The following is a 17,444-nucleotide window of genomic DNA, read 5'->3' on the forward strand; positions in this document are numbered from 1 at the left end:
CCCAATACGCCTCCCTCCAGCCCGCCCCCCGCGTCCGGCACCGGCACCCCGGTGCCGGACGCTTCAACCTACGGAAACCCCCGCCATGACCGCCACCACCGGAAACACCAGCAAGCTCTGGGAACTGATCAAGGACACGCGCTTCGGCATGCTCACGCATCGCCATGCCGATGGGCAACTGCACAGCCACCCGCTGACCACGCAGAACAAGGAAGTGGACGAAAACGCGACCCTCTACTTCTTCGTGCCCAAGGACGGAGAAATTGCACGGCACGTTGCGACCGACCCGACCGTGAACGTCTCCTACGCCAACACCGACGACGACAGCTACGTCTCCGTCTCGGGCCATGCGGCGCTGCTGGAAGACCCCGCGAAGAAGGAAGCGCTGTTCACCAAGATGGCCAAGGCCTGGTTCCCTGAGGGCCCGACCGACCCGAACCTGGGCTTGCTCGCGGTGAGCGTGCTGCGCGCGGAGTACTGGGACGTGGACGACAGCAAGATGGTGCAGCTGTTCAAGATGGCCAAGGCCGCCATGACCGGCGAGACGCCCAAGAACCTGGGGGAACACAAGAAGGTCGCCGTTTCCTGATGAGTGCGGTGCCAACGCAATCGCAATCACCATCGCCCACGACGGCGCCGCACCGCTGGCAGTTCATCCGGGTCGGGGGTGCCGACCAGGTCATCTTCCGCACGGGCGAAGACATCGCCCGCCTCGGCGAGCTGGACCAGAAGCTGTGGGTCGCCCTCGCCTGCCCGACACGCGGCATCGACTTCGATGCGCGCACGCTGGACCTCATCGATGCCGATGGCGATGGCCGCGTGCGCCCGCCCGAAGTGGTCGCGGCCTGCGAATGGGTGTGTGCGCGGCTGCGCAATCCCGACGTGTTGCTGCAAGGCAGCGACGCGCTGGCGCTGGACGACCTGGATGCCGGCAACGCCGATGGCGCGCGCCTGATCGAGGAAGCGCGCCGCCTGTTGCAGATCCAGGGCAAGCCCGATTCGGCCACGCTCACGCTGGCCGACATCGCCGACCGCGGCGAGTTGCTGGCGGCCATGCGTTTCAACGGCGACGGCGTCATCACGCCCGAGACGGCCGAAGACGACACTGTGCGCGCCACGGTTGCCGAGATCATTCGCATCCACGGCAGCGTGCCCGACCGGCACAAGGCCACGCCGGGCGTCGACCGGCCGCGCATCGAAGCCTTCTTCGCCGAGGTGCAGGCCGCGCGCGACTGGCATGCCAAGGCCGATGCGAACGACAAGGCACTGATGCCGCTGGGCGAGCCCACGCTGGCCGCCGCCGACGCCACGCGCAAGGTGCAGGCCAAGCTGGACGATTACTTCGCGCGATGCCGCGTCGCCGCGTTCGATGCGCAGGCCGTGGCGGCGCTGAACCCTTCGCCCGAGGCCTATGACGCGTTGGGCGCAAACAGGCTCGACCTGAGCGCCGACCCGATTGCCGACCTGCCGCTCGCGCCCGTCACGCCACGCTGCGTGCTGCCGCTGCATGGCAACCGCATCAACCCCGCGTGGACCGGAGACATCGCCGCGTTCGCCGAACGCGCCGTCACGCCGCTGCTGGGCGCGCGCGACGAACTCGCGGAAACGGAATGGCTGGCCATCAAGCAGCAGCTCGCGCCGCTGCAAGCGCTGATGGCCAAGCGGCCCGTCAACGCTGCCGCCGCGCTGTCGCTCGCGCAGCTCGACGCCTTCCTGCAGACGCGCGAGCCGCTGCTCGCGCTGCTTCACGACGACGAAGCCGCCGAGACGCACAACAACCTGCTGGTCGACCTGGAGAAGCTGATCCGGCTGCAGCGCGACCTCGTGGTGCTGCTCAACAACTTCGTGTCGTTCAAGGCCTTCTACCGGCGCGAGGGCGCGATCTTCCAGGCCGGCACGCTCTACCTGGACGGCCGCAGCTGCGAGCTCACGGTGCAGGTGCAGGACACGGCCAAGCACGCCGTGCTGGCGGGCCTCGCGAAGACCTGCCTCGCGTACTGCGACTGCACGCGCCAAGGGCAGAAGATGAGCATCGTCGCGGCCTTCACCGCGGGCGACATCGACTTTCTGTTCGTGGGCCGCAACGGCGTCTTCTACGACCGCCAGGGCCGCGACTGGGACGCCACCATCACCAAGCTGATCGAGAACCCGACCAGCGTGGCGCAAGCCTTCTTCGCGCCCTACAAGAAGTTCGTGCGGGTGATCGAGGAGCAAGTCGCCAAGCGCGCGGCCGCGAGCGAGGCGGCAGGCCAGGGCACGCTGACGAGCTTTGCGACCAAGCTCACGACCGCCGACCAGGCCACAGCAGCGGGCGCGGCCAAGACGCCGGCTGCACCCGCTGCTGCGCCCCGCACGGCGGGCCGCGTGGATGTCGGCACCGTGGCCGCCATCGGCGTCGCCCTCGGGAGCATCAGCGCGGTGCTGGTTGCCATCTTCGGCAAATTCGTCGATCTGGGGCAATGGATACCGGTGGCGCTCATCGGCATCGTCGCGGCGATCTCCGGGCCGAGCATGCTGATCGCCTGGCTCAAGCTGCGGCAGCGCAGCCTGGGGCCGATCCTGGACGCGAGCGGATGGGCCATCAACGGGCGCATGAAGGTCAACGTGCGGCTGGGCGGCATGCTGTCGCAGACCGCGCATGTGCCGCCGGGCGCGCGGCGGGTGGCGCGCGATCCGTACCGCGAGCGGCACGGCGCGGCCGGTGTCGCCGCCGCGGCGGTGCTGGCGCTGGCGCTCGTGGTGCTGGCTTGGCGCATGGACTGGCTGGACAACCGGCTGCCCACCGCGCTGCAGCACTCGCCGACCGCCGCGGCCACGGTGCCGCCCGCGCCGTCGTCGTAACGGCGGAGATCAGCCCAGACGGATAGATACAGGGGCTATGAAACTTCCGGGCCGCATTGCACAGGCTCGGGGATTGAACGTCAGGCGCCGGGCCTCGCGTTCCGCTCGCGGACGAAATGACCGACCCGGAGCCTGACGCGCTCCATGGCGGCGTCCAGGCTGAGTTGCGGGGTGATCACGAGCACCCATCGGGGATCGCCGCCGAAGCTCAGGCTGGCCATGCCGACATAGCTGCCGGCGGGTGTCTGCGTGAGCTTGAAGGAGCCGGTCCAGTGCTCCGGCAGGTCGATGGCAAAGGGGGTTGCTTCCATATGAGGGGGTCGAGGGTAGTGGCTCGTGCTCGCCCGGCCCAAGGAACTATTACCAGAGCGGCAATAAATTCCGCAGACCTGCTTTATTGCCGGTCCGACTGAAATCGCGTTCCACTGAATAGCCCGGCTCCCACGGTAGGAAGCCTCCCGCATCACAAAGCGCCATTGGCCCCCGCCTTCCGTCACGGACGGCGCACACAATTACCTGCCTCCCTGCACGAGCCCTCGCCCGCATGATCCTCAACGACCTGTCGCCCCGTCTCGAACGAAGTCTCTGCGCACTGGGCCTCGGTGCCCTGCTCGCGCTGTCGGCCTGCACGGGCAGCACCGAAGCCAAGCGACAGGCTGACAACAGCACGCCGCCGCCCACCGACTGCACCGCCTGGGTCGGCACCGACCGCAACGCGATGCTGCCCGGCTACCTGCTGCACCAAGGGCCCAAGGGCACGGGCAACACGGTGTGCGTGCCGCTGCTGCTCACGGCCAACCCCACACCGGCGAGCTACGCAGGCGGCGACTATCACATCAGCGAATTCACCGACGACAAGCTCAAGGCCCGCTGGCGCGCCTGCAAGGAAGATGCGGCCTGCTTCAAGCGCATCAACGCGCAGATGCAGCGCTGGCTGCCGCCGAACAAGGAGCGCGCCACGCGCTCCACCGGTGTGGTCGATCCGTCCGGAAAGATCGATCCCGACGGGCAGGTCGACCTGAAGCAGATCCGCCGGCCCGCCTTCTTCGCGAAGGCGCCCTACCGCGAAGGCATCGCCGAGGCCGAGGGCCGCACGTACACAGTCGAGTTCACCGTGCCGCCCGATGCCTTCGAGCGCATCGACCTGAAGAAGACCGCCGACATCAAACTGCGCGGCTGGTACATCGAAGGCGCCGGCGTGGACGACGGCAAGGGCCGCAAGGTGCGCGCGCTCGCGATCATGGCGCCGGGCGGCGGCGGGCAGCTCACGGCGATCCAGCATCCGGATGAAGTGTCTTACCGCACCGACGAGAAGACGGGAAAGACCACGCCCGTGCAGTTCCCCAACGCCACCACCGAGACCATGGGCCAGCGCTGGTGGCGCGAGAACCTGCATGCGCTGAACCAGGCGGGCTTCGACGTGCTGGCCTACGACCGGCGCGGCGAAGGCATCTCGGGCGGCTTCAGCGACACCAACACGCTGGAGCAAGGCGAGGACGTGTTCCGCACGCTCGGGCAGCTCGAAGACGGCCGGGGCCTGCGCATGCTCACGCCCTCGGGCGAGGTGCTCGAGGGCACCGCCGCGCGCGGCCGGCTGCTGGCGGGCATGAAGGCCAACGAGATACCGCTGGTGCTGGGCGGCTACTCGCGCGGCTCGATGTCGACCGCCTGGGCGATGACCACCAACTACGTCGCCTCCTGCAGCTTCGATCTGCCGGAAGTGAACTGCGCCAAGCCCCGGGGCCTGCGAAACATCCGCGGTGCGATCTTGCTGTCGTCGTTCGCGAGCGGCGCGGGCTATGTGGGCGACGCGCCCGATCTCGCGGACCGCAACCTGTTCCTGGGCGGCATGGCGGCGGACCACCACATCCTTTTCTATCCGAACTCCGCTCCGCTCGCGGGCATGGACCGCTGGCCCGCGGCCTTCTTCGGCAAGGGCCTGTGGGACCGCGCTGAAACGCTGGAGGGCACCGTCGCGGCCTACAACCGCATCCGCGGCGTGAAGGAGATCGTGCTCGCGCGCGGGCCCCATTCGATCGAGACTTGGCCCGAGTCCGATCGGCGCTACTTGCGCGAGCGCATGGTGGCGTATGCGAAGGTGGTGGTGATCGGCGGGCGCACCGTGCCGGGCGCGCGGCCGTGGAAGGACTTCAAGGGACTGGTCGCGACCACGCCCGATTCGTGGGAGCCGTCGTCGAAGCCGAAGACCACGACGCCTGCACTGGCCCGATGACCCACAAGTACCTGCTGCTGGCCTTCTGCGCACTCGTTCTCACGGCCTGCGCGCAACCCCAACCTCAGTCCGAACCGCCTCGGGTCGGCATGGCGAACCCGGCATCGGTCTATTGCCAGAAGCTCGGCGGCAAGACGCTCATGAAGTCGAACGACAAGGGGCAGTACGGCATCTGCCAGTTGCCCGATGGCAAAGAGATCGAGGAGTGGGCGCTCTATCGGCGGGATCACCCCGCGAAGTAGAACGGTGCTTCGTCAGCTCAATCCCACCACCGGGTAGCGCCGCCACCCGGCCTCCGCATGGCGCTGGCCGTGCGCAAAGATAAAGCCCAGTACCGCCTGCGGGTCGCCGAGCTTGTCGGGATTGTTTTTCTTCCATGCCTCGAAGCCGGCCTTCAGCGCCGGCTCTTCTTCCAGCATCCGGTGCGCCGTTTCTTCGAACACGTAGGCCGAGAAGCTCTCCTTCTTTTCGAGCACGCCGTTGAAGAAGCCCCAGCGGAAGAAGCTGTCGTGGGCTTCGGGCTCCAGCGTTTCGACGATGTAGCGGGCCTTGGGCTGGTCGAGCGAAATCCACACGTCGCTGGCGCGCGCCTGAACGGTCTCGGTGCGCGGAACGAGCGTCACCTCGTCATGGAACATGTGCCCTTCGTACGGCCCGGGGCGCGGGGCCACGTGCTCGATGCGGTACACGCGGGCGTTCCCGAAGACCTCGTCTTCTTCCAGCCTGCGCAGCGCCACGCCATTCCACTCCAGCCGCTCGATCACTTCGCGCCAGGCCTGCGGAACGAGATAGGCCTTGGGCGCGGCAAGGGCCACCTCTTCCACGAAGCGGTCGAAGTACGGGATGTCTTTTTCCCAAGGCTGGTTGCGGTCGTAAGACAGGCGCTGGTAGTTGCCCAGGCTGCTCGGCGCGTAGACCGCCTCGTACCCCTTGAAGCGAAAGCTGTTCGGCCGGCTCTGGTCCGAACGCCACAACAGCGGCCATTGCGCCTGCTGCGCGGCACCGACCTTGGCCTCGCGGCGCAGCGCTTGAATTTCCGCCGCATGCGCGACAGTGAAATCCAGCACCACCTCGACCAGCGTCCGCATCGCCGCGACACGGTCGGCGTACGGCTTGAGCATGTGCGTCTCGGGCATGAAGCCGATGGTGTGGTGCAGCGCCGCGTAGCCGGTCGAGAAGCGCGGCGAATCGAGGAAGTCCGCGATGCCGTCGTCGGGCGTCTCGGCCACGCAGTTCACGTAGGGGCAAGTGGGCCATCCGCGCTCGCCCATGTCGCCGTAGATCGCCGGCAGCATGCGGCTGCGCAGGAACTGGCCGAGGCCGCCGCCGAGCTTGTCGGGCTGGGTCGGGATCAGCGTCATCGTGTAGGCGTAGTCGGCACCGTTCGAGGTGTGGGTGTCGACCATCACGTCCGGGTCCCACGCGGTGAAGAAGCGGTTGAACACCTGCGCGGCGAGGCTGTCGCACTTGATGAAGTCGCGGTTCAGGTCCAGGTGCCGCGCGTTGCCGCGAAAGCCGAACGATTCCGGGCCCAGTTGGTTCACGCGGGAGGTGCTCTGCCTGTTGAGGCAGCCGTCCACGTTGTAGACCGGAATGAAGAGGAAGACCGTGTCGCCCAGTGCAGCGAGCCGCGCGGGCTCGGTGCAGAAATCGCGCACCAGCGCCATGCAGGTGTCGATGCCCTCGGGCTCGCCGGGGTGGATGCCGTTGTTGTTGAAGAACACCGGACGCCCATCGCGCTTGAGCGTCTCGCGGTCGAACTTCGCATCGGCGGTGACGATGCCCGCGTGCATCGGAATGCCGTTGTCCGAAGTGCCGATCCGATGCCATCGCAGCACCGAGGGGAAGTCCTTCGCGAGCCGTTCGTAGAAGGCGACGCATTCGGCCCAGGTGGTGGTCTGGTTGCGGTTGCCGTTTTCGTACGGCGTGAGGTACTGGCGGTCTTGTTCGGCAGGCATCGGGAAAGGCTCCGTTGATCGAAACCGATTCTGCATCGACGATCGCGTGTCTTTCACGGGCATCTCGCAAGGAACATCCATGGCTCCCTTCTCTTCCTCCCTCTTTCATGCGGCGCTGCTGGCCTGTAGCGCAGCCTTCGCCCTCTCGGCCCAGGCAGCCGACTACACCGGCCCGATCTTCGACGCCCACCTCCACTACAACGAGGAAGCCTGGAACGGCAGCAGCGGCCCGTTTCCGCCGGCCGAGGCGCTCGCGCGCATGCAGCGCAACGGCGTGCGCGCCATCGTCGGCAACTCGCGGCCCAACGAAGGCACGCGCACGCTCGCGGCTCTGCGCGAGACGCGCGAAGCCGGCGTCACGGTCGTGCCCTTCGTGCGCCTCTACCGCAACCGCGCCGACTACACCAACTGGTTCCGCGACGAGACCATCCACGAGATGGTGCAGACCGAACTCGCACGCGGCACCGCGAGCGGCCCCTACCGAGGCATCGGCGAATTCCACCTGTACGAGAGCGCCAACGCCAACGGCCCGGTCGCAAAGAAGCTGATGCTGCTGGCCGAGCAACGCCAACTCGCCGTGCTCGCGCACGTGGACGATGAGGCGGTCGACCTGCTGATGGCGCACTCGCCCACGCAAGGCCGCGAGCTGCGGCTGATCTGGGCGCACACCGGCATCGGCGGCGCGCCGGTCGCGCGAGTGCGGCAGATGCTGGAGCGCTATCCGAAACTGATGGGCGAGCTCTCGTACCGCCCAGGCCTTACCTGCGAAGGCGGCAAGCTGTGCGCGCCGTGGCGCGAGCTGATCCTGGCGTTTCCCGACCGCTTCCTCGTCGGCTCCGACACCTGGGTCAACCAGCGCTGGAGTTCCTACGACGAGACCATGCAGGGCTACCGCAACTGGCTCGGCGACCTGCCGCCGGCCGTCGCGCAGCGCGTGGCGTGGGGGAATGCAGCGGGGCTGTTCGGGGTGCGATAGCCCGTAGGGCGAATAGGCCCTCGCCAAGGGTTTACCCGAACCCACGGTTACACTGCGCATCACCTTATTACATGAGCAGCGAGGGTCCTGTCAGGTTCTGCAGAGGCTTCGACTGCTCTATACCTGTCCAATGTCCTCCCTCAAAACCTCCCTTCACCGCAGAGACGCGATCAAGTACGTTGCCGCTGCCGGCGCCGCGCTCGCACTCCCCGCCCTCGCCCAACCCGCACGCATCGTGCTCGGCCAATCCGCCGCATTCAGCGGCCCCGCGGAACAACTGGGCCTGCAGATGAACCAGGGCGCGCGCATCTACTTCGACGCGCTCAACGCCACCGGCGGCGTCAACGGCCGCACCATCGAACTGCGCACGCTCGACGACGGCTACGAGCCCGAGCGCTGCAAGGCCAACACCGACAAGCTCATCAAGGACGACGTCTTCGCCCTCTTCGGCTACGTCGGCACGCCCACCTGCATGGCCGCCATGCCGCTGGTCGATGCCGCGAAGATCCCGTTCTTCGGCCCCTTCACCGGCGCCGAGGCATTGCGCGATCCGTTCCGCAAGTCCGTGTTCCACGTACGCGCCTCGTACGACGACGAGACCGCGCTCATCGTCAAGCAGCTCACCTCGCTCGGCATCCAGAAGATCGCGGTGTTCCACCAGAACGACGCCTACGGACAGGCCGGACTCTCGGGCGTCCTCAGCGCGCTCAAGCCCATCGGCCTGGCGCCGGTTGCCATCGGCACCGTCGAGCGCAACTCGGTCAACGTGAGCAAGGCGGTGAAGGACATCATGGCCGCCCAGCCCGCCGCCGTGATCCAGGTGGGTGCCTACAAGGCGTGCGCCGCGTTCATCCGCGAAGCGCGCAAGGCCGGCTACGGCGGCACCTTCTTCAACGTGTCGTTCGTCGGCACGCAGGCCCTGGCCGACGAGCTCGGCAAGGAAGCCCGCGGCGTGGTGATCAGCCAAGTGATGCCCTCCCCGTTCTCCACGAGCACCGCGATCTCGCGCGAGTACGTGGAGGCCGTGCGCAAGGCCGGCGGCGACGCCAAGCCGAACTACTCGAGCATGGAAGGCTACGTGGCGGCCAAGGTGTTCACCGAAGGCCTGAAGCGCGCCGGCAAGCCGGCCACGCGTGACTCGCTCGTCGCCGGGCTCGAATCGATGCAGAACACCGACTTCGGCGGCTTCCACGTCGACTTCAGCGCGCGCGACCACAAGGCGTCGAACTACGTCGAGCTGTCGATGCTCACGGAAGACGGCAAGGTCCGCCGCTGAACCCGGGGGCGGGGGGCCGCCCGTCACAGCCTTGTCACGCGCGCGGAGAAAGATTCGCCCCTTTTGCGCTTCGCTCCCTCCATGCTGCCGACCTTTCCGCTTCGCCGTGTCCTGACCCGTGCACCCCTCTCCTGTTGCCTGCTCGGCCTCTCGGCACTCCTGCTGACCGCTTGTGGCGGTGACAGCGGCGGCAACGGCGCCTTCTTCATCCCGCCTGCAGCCACGGGAACCGCGCCCGCCACGGGCAGCCCGGCGGGTGCCACCACCAGCGGGGTGGTGGTCGGCAGTTACTTCGTCAACGCCAAGGTCTGCCTGGACATCAACGCCAACGGGCGCTGCGACGCCAGCGAGCCCACCACGCGATCGGACAGGCAAGGCGGCTTCACGCTCGCCGGTACCGGCGCAGGCATCGTGGCCGAGATCGGCACCGATGCCACCGAGCTCGATCCCTCCATTCCCTCTTCGAAACCGGTGGCTTCGCCGCTCGTGCTGCGTGCGCCGAAAGAGGCGCCCGGTGTGGTCGACTTCCAGTCGACGGCAGTGGTCGCCGAAATGGAAGCCAACGGGCTCGACTTCAAGACCGCCGCGGGCAAGGTGGCGATCTCGGTGGGCGTGGTCGCCTCGAAGCTGCTCGGCGACATCAACACCGAGAGCGATCCGGTCGCCAGGGCCGCGCTCAAGGCCGCCTCCGACGAGGGCCTGCAGCGCATCCGCGATGCGCTGGCATCGGCGGCGAGCGGCGATGACGTCAAGGCGGTGGTCACGGCCGCGGCGCTTACGGACCGCTACTACCAGACCAAGGCGCCCCTACCGGCCGCAGCAGGACGTCAGCACCTACGAGGCGGCGCCCGCGGGCTTCTCGCCGGTCTACACCGAGGTGGTTGCGCGCCACGGCTCGCGCGGACTCTCCGGCCTCAAGTACGACCTGGCGGTCTACAACATGTGGAAGAAGGCACAGGACGACGGCGCGCTCACGCCGCTGGGCGAAAAGCTCGGACCCGACGTGCTGAAGATCATGAAGGCCAACTTCCTGCTGGGCTATGGCGTGTCGGGCATCAGCACGCCCGGCTACGGCAACGAGACGCAGGTCGGCATCAACGAGCACACGCAGCTGGCGGCGCGGCTGGTGCAGCGCCTGCCGGCCTACTGGAAGCAGATCGGCGACAGCGCCGGCAGCGCCCCGCGCCAGATCGTGACGGTGACTTCGGGCGTGGACCGCGCGGTCGACAGCGGCAACTTCTTCGTGCAGTCGCTCAAGACGGCACAGCCCGCGCTGGCACCGCTCCTGACCTATCCGCCGGCACCGGCGCCCTACCCCGACAACGGCTCGCCGACCGCCAAGCCCGACGGCACCAACCGCTTTCTGCTGTACTTCCACAAGCTGGTGAAGGCGCTTGACCTGGTGACGAACACGGCCGATCCGATGTACGCGACCTACCAGGTCAGCCAGGCGTACCAGGACTACAAGGCCAACGATGCGGACCTGCTCGCCAAGCAGAGCGGCCTCACCGTCACCCCCGAGGCCACGGCCGCCGGGCGCTTGCTGCTGGAGCGCCTGTTTGCCAAGAGCTTCGTCGACAAGATCGCCAACGGCACGTACAGCTTTGCCAATGCCGGCACCTTCAGCTACACCAGCGAAGACGGCAAGTTCGCGCCCAGCCTGAGCGGCGACGGCAAGACATCGATCAAGTCCCCCGGCGACGCCGGTGCGCTGCTGTACGAGCTGTACGTGATCGCACCCGCGATGCGCAGCGAAGCCGGTGTCGATTTCACGGCCTACATGCCCGCGGCGCAGGCGAAGTTCTTCGCCGCGCTCAACGACGGCTCCGACTTCTACGACAAGGGCCCGGGCATGACCGAGAAGGGCGACATCACCTCGCGCATGGCCCAGATCCTGGTGGACGACATGTTCAACGAGGTCGACGCGATTGCCCGGGGCGACCGCTCGCATGCGGCCAAGCTGCGCTTCACGCACGCCGAAATCATGATGCCCTTCGCGGTGCGCATGGGCCTGAAGGGCGTGGACCAGAGCGTGCCCAAGGCCTCCGGCTTCAGCTACGACAGCAACGCGTGGCGCGGCGAATACGTCTCGCCGATGGCGGCCAACATGCAGTGGGACGTGTTTGCCGACGGCGGCGGCAAGCTCGTCGTGCGCATGCTCTACAACGAGAAGGAAACCGACTTCAAGGCGGCCTGCGACAGCGCCAAGGCACTCGGCACGGCTCACTTCTACGACTACACGGCCCTGAAGAGCTGCTACGGGCACGTGGCGAAGTAGCAAGTGCCGAAATTCAACAGCGCACCAGCTAGCGCATCGCGCCGACGGGCTCCCGCGTGTCCACCGCGCGGGTGATTTTCTGGCTCAAAGCCAGCAGCGGCGCGCTCAGTTCCGTCGACACATCGCTCGATGATTCCGTGGAAGACACGCTCACGTTCAACACGTAGCCCCACGCGGATTCCAGCTTCAGCGGCGCGGCGAGCGCCACCACCTCCGGCTGCCACGATGCGGCGCACCAGCCCTGGCGTTCGACGCTCTCGATGGCCTTGTCGATCTCCTTGCGCAGCTGGGGCCAGTCGGTTCTTCGCGCGGCGAATTCAGCGAACAGCGCCTCGCGCGCGTCGGCCGGCGCAACCGCCAGCCAGGCGCGTCCCAGCGAGGTCAGCTCGATCGGCACGCGCTGCCCGCTCACCACATTGCGCAGCGACGCGCGGCGGTTGTAGCGGATCGACTCCAGATAGACCATCTCCGAGCGGTCGGCCACCGCCAGCCCGACATTGATGCGCAGCTTTTCGGCCACCGCCCGCATCAGCGGCGCGGCGGCCTGCAGCACGACCGAGCCGGTGCGCATGGCATGCGCCAGGCTCAACACCGGCGCGGCCAACCGGTAGGCGCGCGCGCTCCGGTCATGCGCAAGCATGCCGGCCACCACCAGCGTCTGCGTAAGGCGGCTCACCGTCGCGGGTGAAAGACCGGTGCGCTCGGCGATCTCGCTGTTGCCGAGCAACGTGGAGCCAGGCCGGAAGGCGCGAAGAATTTCCATGCCCCGTTCGAGCGATCGATTGAGCGTGCTTGCCATGTTGTCTCCTTGATTCCCAGAGGGGCGGGCCGTCCGCTATTTCCATTCAGTGGAATTGGACCGGTGCGCGGCCGGAGTATGCGACCTAAGCTGAAGGCTCGCTTCACCCCCTAGCTTCCCCCTACAAAGAGAGACACAGGCATGCCGACATTCACACCGTTTCGCGCGGTCGCGCTATCGCTGATCGCCATTGCGCCGCTCGCCACCTGGGCCGCCTTTCCCGACAAGCCGCTGCGCATCGTGGTGCCCTTCGCGCCCGGCGGCGGCACCGATGCAATCACGCGCACGCTCGGCGTCGGTATGTCGGAGGCGCTGGGCCAGCCCGTCATCGTCGACAACAAGCCGGGCGCCGGCACGATCATCGGCAGCGACTTCGTCGCCAAGAGCGCGCCCGATGGCTACACGCTCGTCATGGCCACGTTCGCGCATGCGGTGAACCCGGCGCTGCAGGCCAAGCTGCCCTACGACACCGACAAGGCCTTCGCGCCCGTGGCGCTGATCGGCGTCTCGCCCAACGTGCTGGTGGTGCGCACCGACAGCCCTTACAAGACCGTCGCCGACCTCATCGCTGCAGCCAAGGCGAAGCCGGGCAAGCTGACCTTCGCGTCGCAGGGCAACGGCACCTCGGCGCACTTGGCCGGCGAGCTCTTCAGGAACCTCGCCAAGGTCGATCTCTCCCACATTCCCTACCGCGGCGCGGGCCCCGCCATGACCGACCTGCTGGGCGGCCAGGTGGACATGATGTTCGCCACCGCATCGGCCGTGCGCCCCTTCGTGGACAGCGGAAAGATGCGCGCACTCGGCGTGACCACCGCGCGCCGCTCTCCTGCCTACGCCAGCGTGCCGACGCTCGCCGAAACCGGCGTGCCGGGGTACGCGGCCGAGAGCTGGTACGGCCTCTATGTGGCGGCAAAGACGCCCAAGGACGTGATCGACCAGCTCAACGCCGCGGTCAAGAAAGCCGTCAAGACACCGGCCTTCGCCAAGCAGACCGAATCGGAAGGCCTCGCCGTCGACGTCGGCGCGCCCGCGCAACTCGACACCTACGTGCGCGCCGAAGAAGTGCGCTGGCGCAAGGTCGTCAAGGACAACCACATCACCACAGACTGAGGAACATTCCCCATGAGCACCACCACCACACCCGACACGGCACCGTCGCTGATCGAGCTGGAAATCCGCGCCGGCATCGCGACCCTGAGGCTGAACCGCCCCGAGAAACGCAACGCCATCACCGACGGCATGCGCAGCGACTTCATCGCCGCGCTGGAGAAGATCGGCGCCGACAACAGCGTGCGCGCGCTGGTGCTGACCGGCGCCGGCAAGGGCTTCTGTGCCGGCGGCGACGTGGCCGGCATGCAGCGGCGCATGGATGCGCCCGCGGGCGAAGTCGGCTTCAACGGCTGGAGCCGGCAGCAGCGCGTGCACCACTCGGTGTCGCTGCTGCACACGATGCCCAAGCCGGTGATCGCGGCCGTCAACGGCGGCGCCAACGGGCTGGGCGCCGACATGGCGATGGCCTGCGACTTCGTGCTGGCCTCCGACGCCGCCAGCTTCGCGTGGAGCTACATCAAGCGCGGGCTGATTCCGGATGGCGGCGGCATGTATTTCCTGCCACGTCGCGTGGGCCTTTCGCGTGCCAAGGAACTGATCTTCACCGGCCGCAAGGTCGAGCCCGACGAAGCGCTGCGGCTAGGCATTGCCGACCGCGTGACCAGCGCGCAGAACCTGCTCGCCGATGCGCACGCATGGGCGACCGAGCTGTCGCAAGGCTCGGCGGCGGCGATCGCGCTGGGCAAGTCGATCCTGAACCAGAGCTTCGAATCGCCGGCCGAACAGGTGTTCGCCAAGGGCAGCCAAGCACAGGGCATCTGCTACACCACGCAGCAGCATCGCGATGCAGTGCTCGCGTTCCTGAGTGCGGGCAAGGAGAAGGCGGCATGAGCGCCCTCTTGCCTGACATGCCGGACAACGCGATCGCGCGGCTGATGAAGCCACGCAGCGTGGCCGTGATCGGTGCCTCGGCCGACCCCACGAAGACCGCGGGCCGCCCCGTCGCCTACCTGACGAAGCACGGCTTCGCCGGCGCGATCTATCCGGTGAACCCGCGCGCCGATGTGATCGGCGGGCTCAAGAGCTACCCCGACGTGCAGTCGCTGCCCGAGGCGCCCGATGTCGGCATCGTGCTGCTGGGCGCCGAGCGCGCGCACGAGGCGGTGCGCGAGCTGGCCGCGCGCGGCACGGCGGCGGCCATCGTGCTGGCCAGCGGCTACACAGAAGTAGGCGCCGAAGGCGCGAGGCGCCAGCAGCAGTTGCTGGAGGCCGCGGGCGGCATGCGCATCCTGGGGCCCAACACCATCGGCCTGGTCAATCTCACGGACCGCATCACCCTTTCGGCCACGGGCGCGCTGGAGATGCAGGACTTCGAGGCCGGCAGCATCGGCGTCGTGTCGCAGAGCGGCGGCATCCTCGGCGCGTTGCTGTCGCGCGCGGCGGCGCGCGGCATCGGGTTGTCGAAGCTGATTTCCACGAGCAACGAGGCCGACCTGGACATGGCCGACTTCATCGACCACCTGGCGGACGACGAAGCAACCTCGGTGATCGCGCTCTACATGGAAGGCGTGCGCAACCCCGCGAAGTTCAAGGCCGCGGCGCTCAAGGCTGCGCGCAAGGGCAAGCCGGTCGTCGTGTTCAAGGTCGGGCGTTCCGAATCAGGCGCGGCGGCAGCCGTGTCGCACACCGGCGCGCTCGCGGGTGCGGACCGCATGTACGACGCGCTGTTCCGCGAGGTCGGCATCGTCCGCGCGCAGACCTTTTCCGACCTGCTCGACCTGCCCGCCGCACTGGTCACCGGGCGGCGGCTTGCGGGCCGCCGCGCCGCGGTGCTCACATCGACCGGCGGCGCGGGAACGCTGGTGGCCGACAGCCTCGGCACCGCGGGCTTCGAGACGCCAGCACCTGACGAAGCGACGGCCGCCGCGCTGCGGGCGCTGCAGTCCGGCGACCACGCGGTGCTCGACCGCAACCCGATCGACGTCACGCTGGCCGGCCTGCAGCCTGCCCTGCTGCGCGGCGCGATCACCTCGCTGCTGGCGAGCCCGAGCTACGACGCGGTGGTGGTGATCGTCGGCTCTTCGGGCCTCGCGATGCCCGACCTGATGGCCAGCGCCATCCACGACAGCCTGCCGGGCAGCGACAAGCCGCTCGTTGTGTTCGTGAGCCCGCATGCGCCCGGCATCGCGAGCCTGTTGAACCAACGCGGTGTGCCCGCTTTCATGGCGCCCGAAAGCTGCACGAGCGCGCTCGCGGCGATGCTGGAAACGGCCCAGTGGAAAGAGCCTGCGGTGCGGGGCGACGACGCGGCTGTCACTGTCCGCATCGACGACGTCCCCGATGGCCCGTTGAACGAAGCAGAAGCGAAGAACCTGTTCGCCCGCTTCGGCGTGCCGTGTGTGCGCGAGCGCATCGTTGGCAATGCCGAAGAGGCGGTCGCGGCGGCGCGCGAACTGGGCACAGGCAAGGTCGTGCTCAAGATCCTGTCGTCGGAAATCACGCACAAGAGCGACGTCGGCGGCGTGGCGGTCGGCATCGCGGCGGACCGCGTCGGCGAACGGCTCGAGCGCATGGCCGCCGAGGTGAGCGAGCGTGCCGGCGTGCGGCCGGCGCAGTTCCTGGTGCAGGAGATGGTCGAGGGCGGCGTGGAACTGATCCTCGGCTGCCATCGCGATCCGCTGGGTTCGGCCGTGCTTCTGGGCATGGGCGGCGTCACGGCCGAACTGCTCAAGGACACGGCGTTGCGCATGGTGCCGCCCGGCGGTTTGAGCCGCGACGAAGCGCTGTCGCTCGTGCGCGAGCTGCGCACATGGCCGCTGCTCGATGGGTTCCGGGGGCGCAAGCTGGCCGATGTGGATGCGCTGGTGTCGGCGATCGTCGCGTTCTCGCGAATGATCGATGCGCTCGGCGAGCGGCTCGTCGAGGCGGAGATCAACCCGGTGTTCGTGCTGCCGAAGGGAGAAGGCGTGCGAGCGGCAGACGGCGTGGCGGTGCTCGCACGCGGGTGACCTGGTGGGCACGCCGCCGGATCAGCTCCCGCAGCGCGCTGCCTCCAGCGCCTCGGGGTTCACGACATCGGTGAGCCGCCCTTCGGCGAACGCGTTGATGTTGTCGAAGGCGATGCCGAAATAGCGCTCGTAGTTGTCCTTCTCGACATAGCCGATGTGCGGCGTGCACAGCACGTTGGGCAATGCGAGGAGCGGATGGTCCTGCGTCATGACCGGTTCCTGCTCGTAGACATCGACTGCGGCGAACCCGGGATGGCCCGCGCGCAGCGCCCGCTCGAGCGCGCCTTCGGCGACCAGCTCGGCGCGGCTGGTGTTGACCAGCAGCGCCGTGCGCTTCATGCGGGCCAGGTCGCCGGCCGTGACCAATCCTTGCGTCTCCGCCGTGAGCCGCACGTGCAGGCTGATCACATCGCTCTCGGCGAAGAAGGCTTCGCGCGACGGCGCCACCTCGAACCCGTCGGCGCGCGCCGCGGCGGTCGAGGCCTCGCGGCCCCACACCCAGACCTTCATGCCGAACACGCGGCCGTAGGCGGCCACCTGCCGACCGATGCGGCCGTAGCTCCAGATACCGAGGCGCTGCCCACCCAGTTGCTGGCCGAGGTGCCCCTGCCAGAGCCCCTGGCGCATGCGGTTGGCCTCATCGACAAGGTGCCGGCGGCTCGCGAGCGCGAGCGCCCAGCTCAGCTCCGCCGTGGCGGACCCCGCCCCGCTGCCCTCGGCCACGAGCACGCCGCGGGCGGTGCAAGCCGCCAGGTCGACGTGCCCCGCGAGCTTGCCGGTCTGGCTGATCAGACGGAGCCTGGGCAGGCGGTCGAGCAGCGCGGCGTCGATGCGCGTGCGCTCGCGCGTCAGCACGATGGCGTCGGCATCGGCAAAGCGCTCGGCGAGCGCGTCGGTGCCCTTGACCGTGTCGTTGAAGATGCGCGTCTCGTGGGCGTCGAGCTTCGAGAAGCAGTCGAGGCCGCGGACGCAGTCCTGGTAGTCGTCGGGGATGGCGATGCGCATGCGCGGGGGCTCCTTGGCTT

The 17,444-nt window shown here is 68.2% G+C and carries 15 protein-coding genes; 10 read left to right on the top strand and 5 right to left on the bottom strand.

Going from position 1 to position 17,444, the window contains the following annotated elements:
- The first annotated feature begins 85 nt into the window (after positions 1-85).
- Both VARPA_RS19415 and VARPA_RS19420 read left to right on the top strand, forming a co-directional pair.
- Entirely contained in the window at positions 86-589 is a 504-nt protein-coding gene (locus tag VARPA_RS19415; protein WP_013542295.1) for a pyridoxamine 5'-phosphate oxidase family protein, read from the top strand.
- Positions 589-2,841 (top strand): hypothetical protein, encoded by a 2,253-nt coding sequence (locus VARPA_RS19420; protein ID WP_013542296.1) that lies wholly within the window; start codon positions 589-591, stop codon positions 2,839-2,841. The genes VARPA_RS19415 and VARPA_RS19420 overlap by 1 nt, the downstream gene beginning before the upstream one ends.
- Before the next feature lie 80 nt (positions 2,842-2,921).
- On the opposite strand, the gene VARPA_RS19425 is transcribed toward VARPA_RS19420, so the two are convergent.
- A complete protein-coding gene (locus VARPA_RS19425) occupies positions 2,922-3,152 on the bottom strand; it encodes a hypothetical protein (RefSeq protein WP_013542297.1) in 231 nt (76 codons plus the stop codon).
- 233 nt (positions 3,153-3,385) lie between these two features.
- Between VARPA_RS19425 and VARPA_RS19430 the strand changes: the two genes are divergently transcribed.
- Together VARPA_RS19430 and VARPA_RS19435 are read left to right on the top strand one after the other, a co-directional pair.
- Entirely contained in the window at positions 3,386-5,074 is a 1,689-nt protein-coding gene (locus VARPA_RS19430; protein ID WP_013542298.1) for a hypothetical protein, read from the top strand.
- Positions 5,071-5,316, top strand: a complete 246-nt coding sequence (locus VARPA_RS19435; RefSeq protein ID WP_013542299.1) for a DUF333 domain-containing protein — start codon at positions 5,071-5,073, stop codon at positions 5,314-5,316. The genes VARPA_RS19430 and VARPA_RS19435 overlap by 4 nt, the downstream gene beginning before the upstream one ends.
- 12 nt (positions 5,317-5,328) lie before the next feature.
- Here VARPA_RS19435 and VARPA_RS19440 read toward each other — a convergent pair whose 3' ends face one another.
- Entirely contained in the window at positions 5,329-7,032 is a 1,704-nt protein-coding gene (locus VARPA_RS19440; protein ID WP_013542300.1) for a M14 family zinc carboxypeptidase, read from the bottom strand.
- Between the two features lie 79 nt (positions 7,033-7,111).
- On the opposite strand from VARPA_RS19440, the gene VARPA_RS19445 reads away from it, so the two are divergent.
- Both VARPA_RS19445 and VARPA_RS19450 read left to right on the top strand, forming a co-directional pair.
- Positions 7,112-8,008, top strand: a complete 897-nt coding sequence (locus VARPA_RS19445) for an amidohydrolase family protein (RefSeq protein ID WP_013542301.1) — start codon at positions 7,112-7,114, stop codon at positions 8,006-8,008.
- A 130-nt stretch (positions 8,009-8,138) separates the two neighbouring features.
- Positions 8,139-9,284 (top strand): ABC transporter substrate-binding protein, encoded by a 1,146-nt coding sequence (locus VARPA_RS19450; protein WP_013542302.1) that lies wholly within the window; start codon positions 8,139-8,141, stop codon positions 9,282-9,284.
- 287 nt (positions 9,285-9,571) lie between these two features.
- On the opposite strand, the gene VARPA_RS30265 is transcribed toward VARPA_RS19450, so the two are convergent.
- Positions 9,572-10,048, bottom strand: coding sequence for a hypothetical protein (locus VARPA_RS30265; protein WP_144299015.1), 477 nt, complete (start codon positions 10,046-10,048; stop codon positions 9,572-9,574).
- Between VARPA_RS30265 and VARPA_RS19455 the strand changes: the two genes are divergently transcribed.
- Positions 10,027-11,562, top strand: a complete 1,536-nt coding sequence (locus VARPA_RS19455) for a histidine acid phosphatase (RefSeq protein ID WP_013542303.1) — start codon at positions 10,027-10,029, stop codon at positions 11,560-11,562. The genes VARPA_RS30265 and VARPA_RS19455 overlap by 22 nt on opposite strands.
- 28 nt (positions 11,563-11,590) lie before the next feature.
- Here the strand turns inward: VARPA_RS19455 and VARPA_RS19460 are convergent, their stop codons facing one another.
- Positions 11,591-12,361, bottom strand: a complete 771-nt coding sequence (locus VARPA_RS19460; protein WP_013542304.1) for an IclR family transcriptional regulator — start codon at positions 12,359-12,361, stop codon at positions 11,591-11,593.
- A gap of 141 nt (positions 12,362-12,502) precedes the next feature.
- Here VARPA_RS19460 and VARPA_RS19465 point away from each other — a divergent pair, with 141 nt between their 5' ends.
- The 3 genes from VARPA_RS19465 to VARPA_RS19475 are packed head-to-tail and all read left to right on the top strand — an operon-like array spanning position 12,503 to position 16,419.
- Complete coding sequence (locus tag VARPA_RS19465; protein ID WP_013542305.1) at positions 12,503-13,471, top strand: tripartite tricarboxylate transporter substrate binding protein; 969 nt, start codon at positions 12,503-12,505, stop codon at positions 13,469-13,471.
- 12 nt (positions 13,472-13,483) lie between these two features.
- On the top strand, positions 13,484-14,302 hold the full coding sequence (locus VARPA_RS19470; protein ID WP_013542306.1) for an enoyl-CoA hydratase/isomerase family protein: 819 nt from the start codon (positions 13,484-13,486) through the stop codon (positions 14,300-14,302).
- Positions 14,299-16,419, top strand: coding sequence for an acetate--CoA ligase family protein (locus VARPA_RS19475; RefSeq protein WP_013542307.1), 2,121 nt, complete (start codon positions 14,299-14,301; stop codon positions 16,417-16,419). The genes VARPA_RS19470 and VARPA_RS19475 overlap by 4 nt, the downstream gene beginning before the upstream one ends.
- A gap of 21 nt (positions 16,420-16,440) precedes the next feature.
- On the opposite strand, the gene VARPA_RS19480 is transcribed toward VARPA_RS19475, so the two are convergent.
- Positions 16,441-17,424 carry a D-2-hydroxyacid dehydrogenase family protein gene (locus tag VARPA_RS19480; RefSeq protein WP_013542308.1) on the bottom strand — a complete coding sequence of 328 codons (984 nt, stop codon included), beginning with the start codon at positions 17,422-17,424 and terminating at the stop codon, positions 16,441-16,443.
- Positions 17,425-17,444: the final 20 nt, after the last annotated feature.

The sequence above is a fragment of the Variovorax paradoxus EPS genome (assembly GCF_000184745.1).
In the GTDB taxonomy this organism is placed as follows: domain Bacteria; phylum Pseudomonadota; class Gammaproteobacteria; order Burkholderiales; family Burkholderiaceae_C; genus Variovorax; species Variovorax paradoxus_C.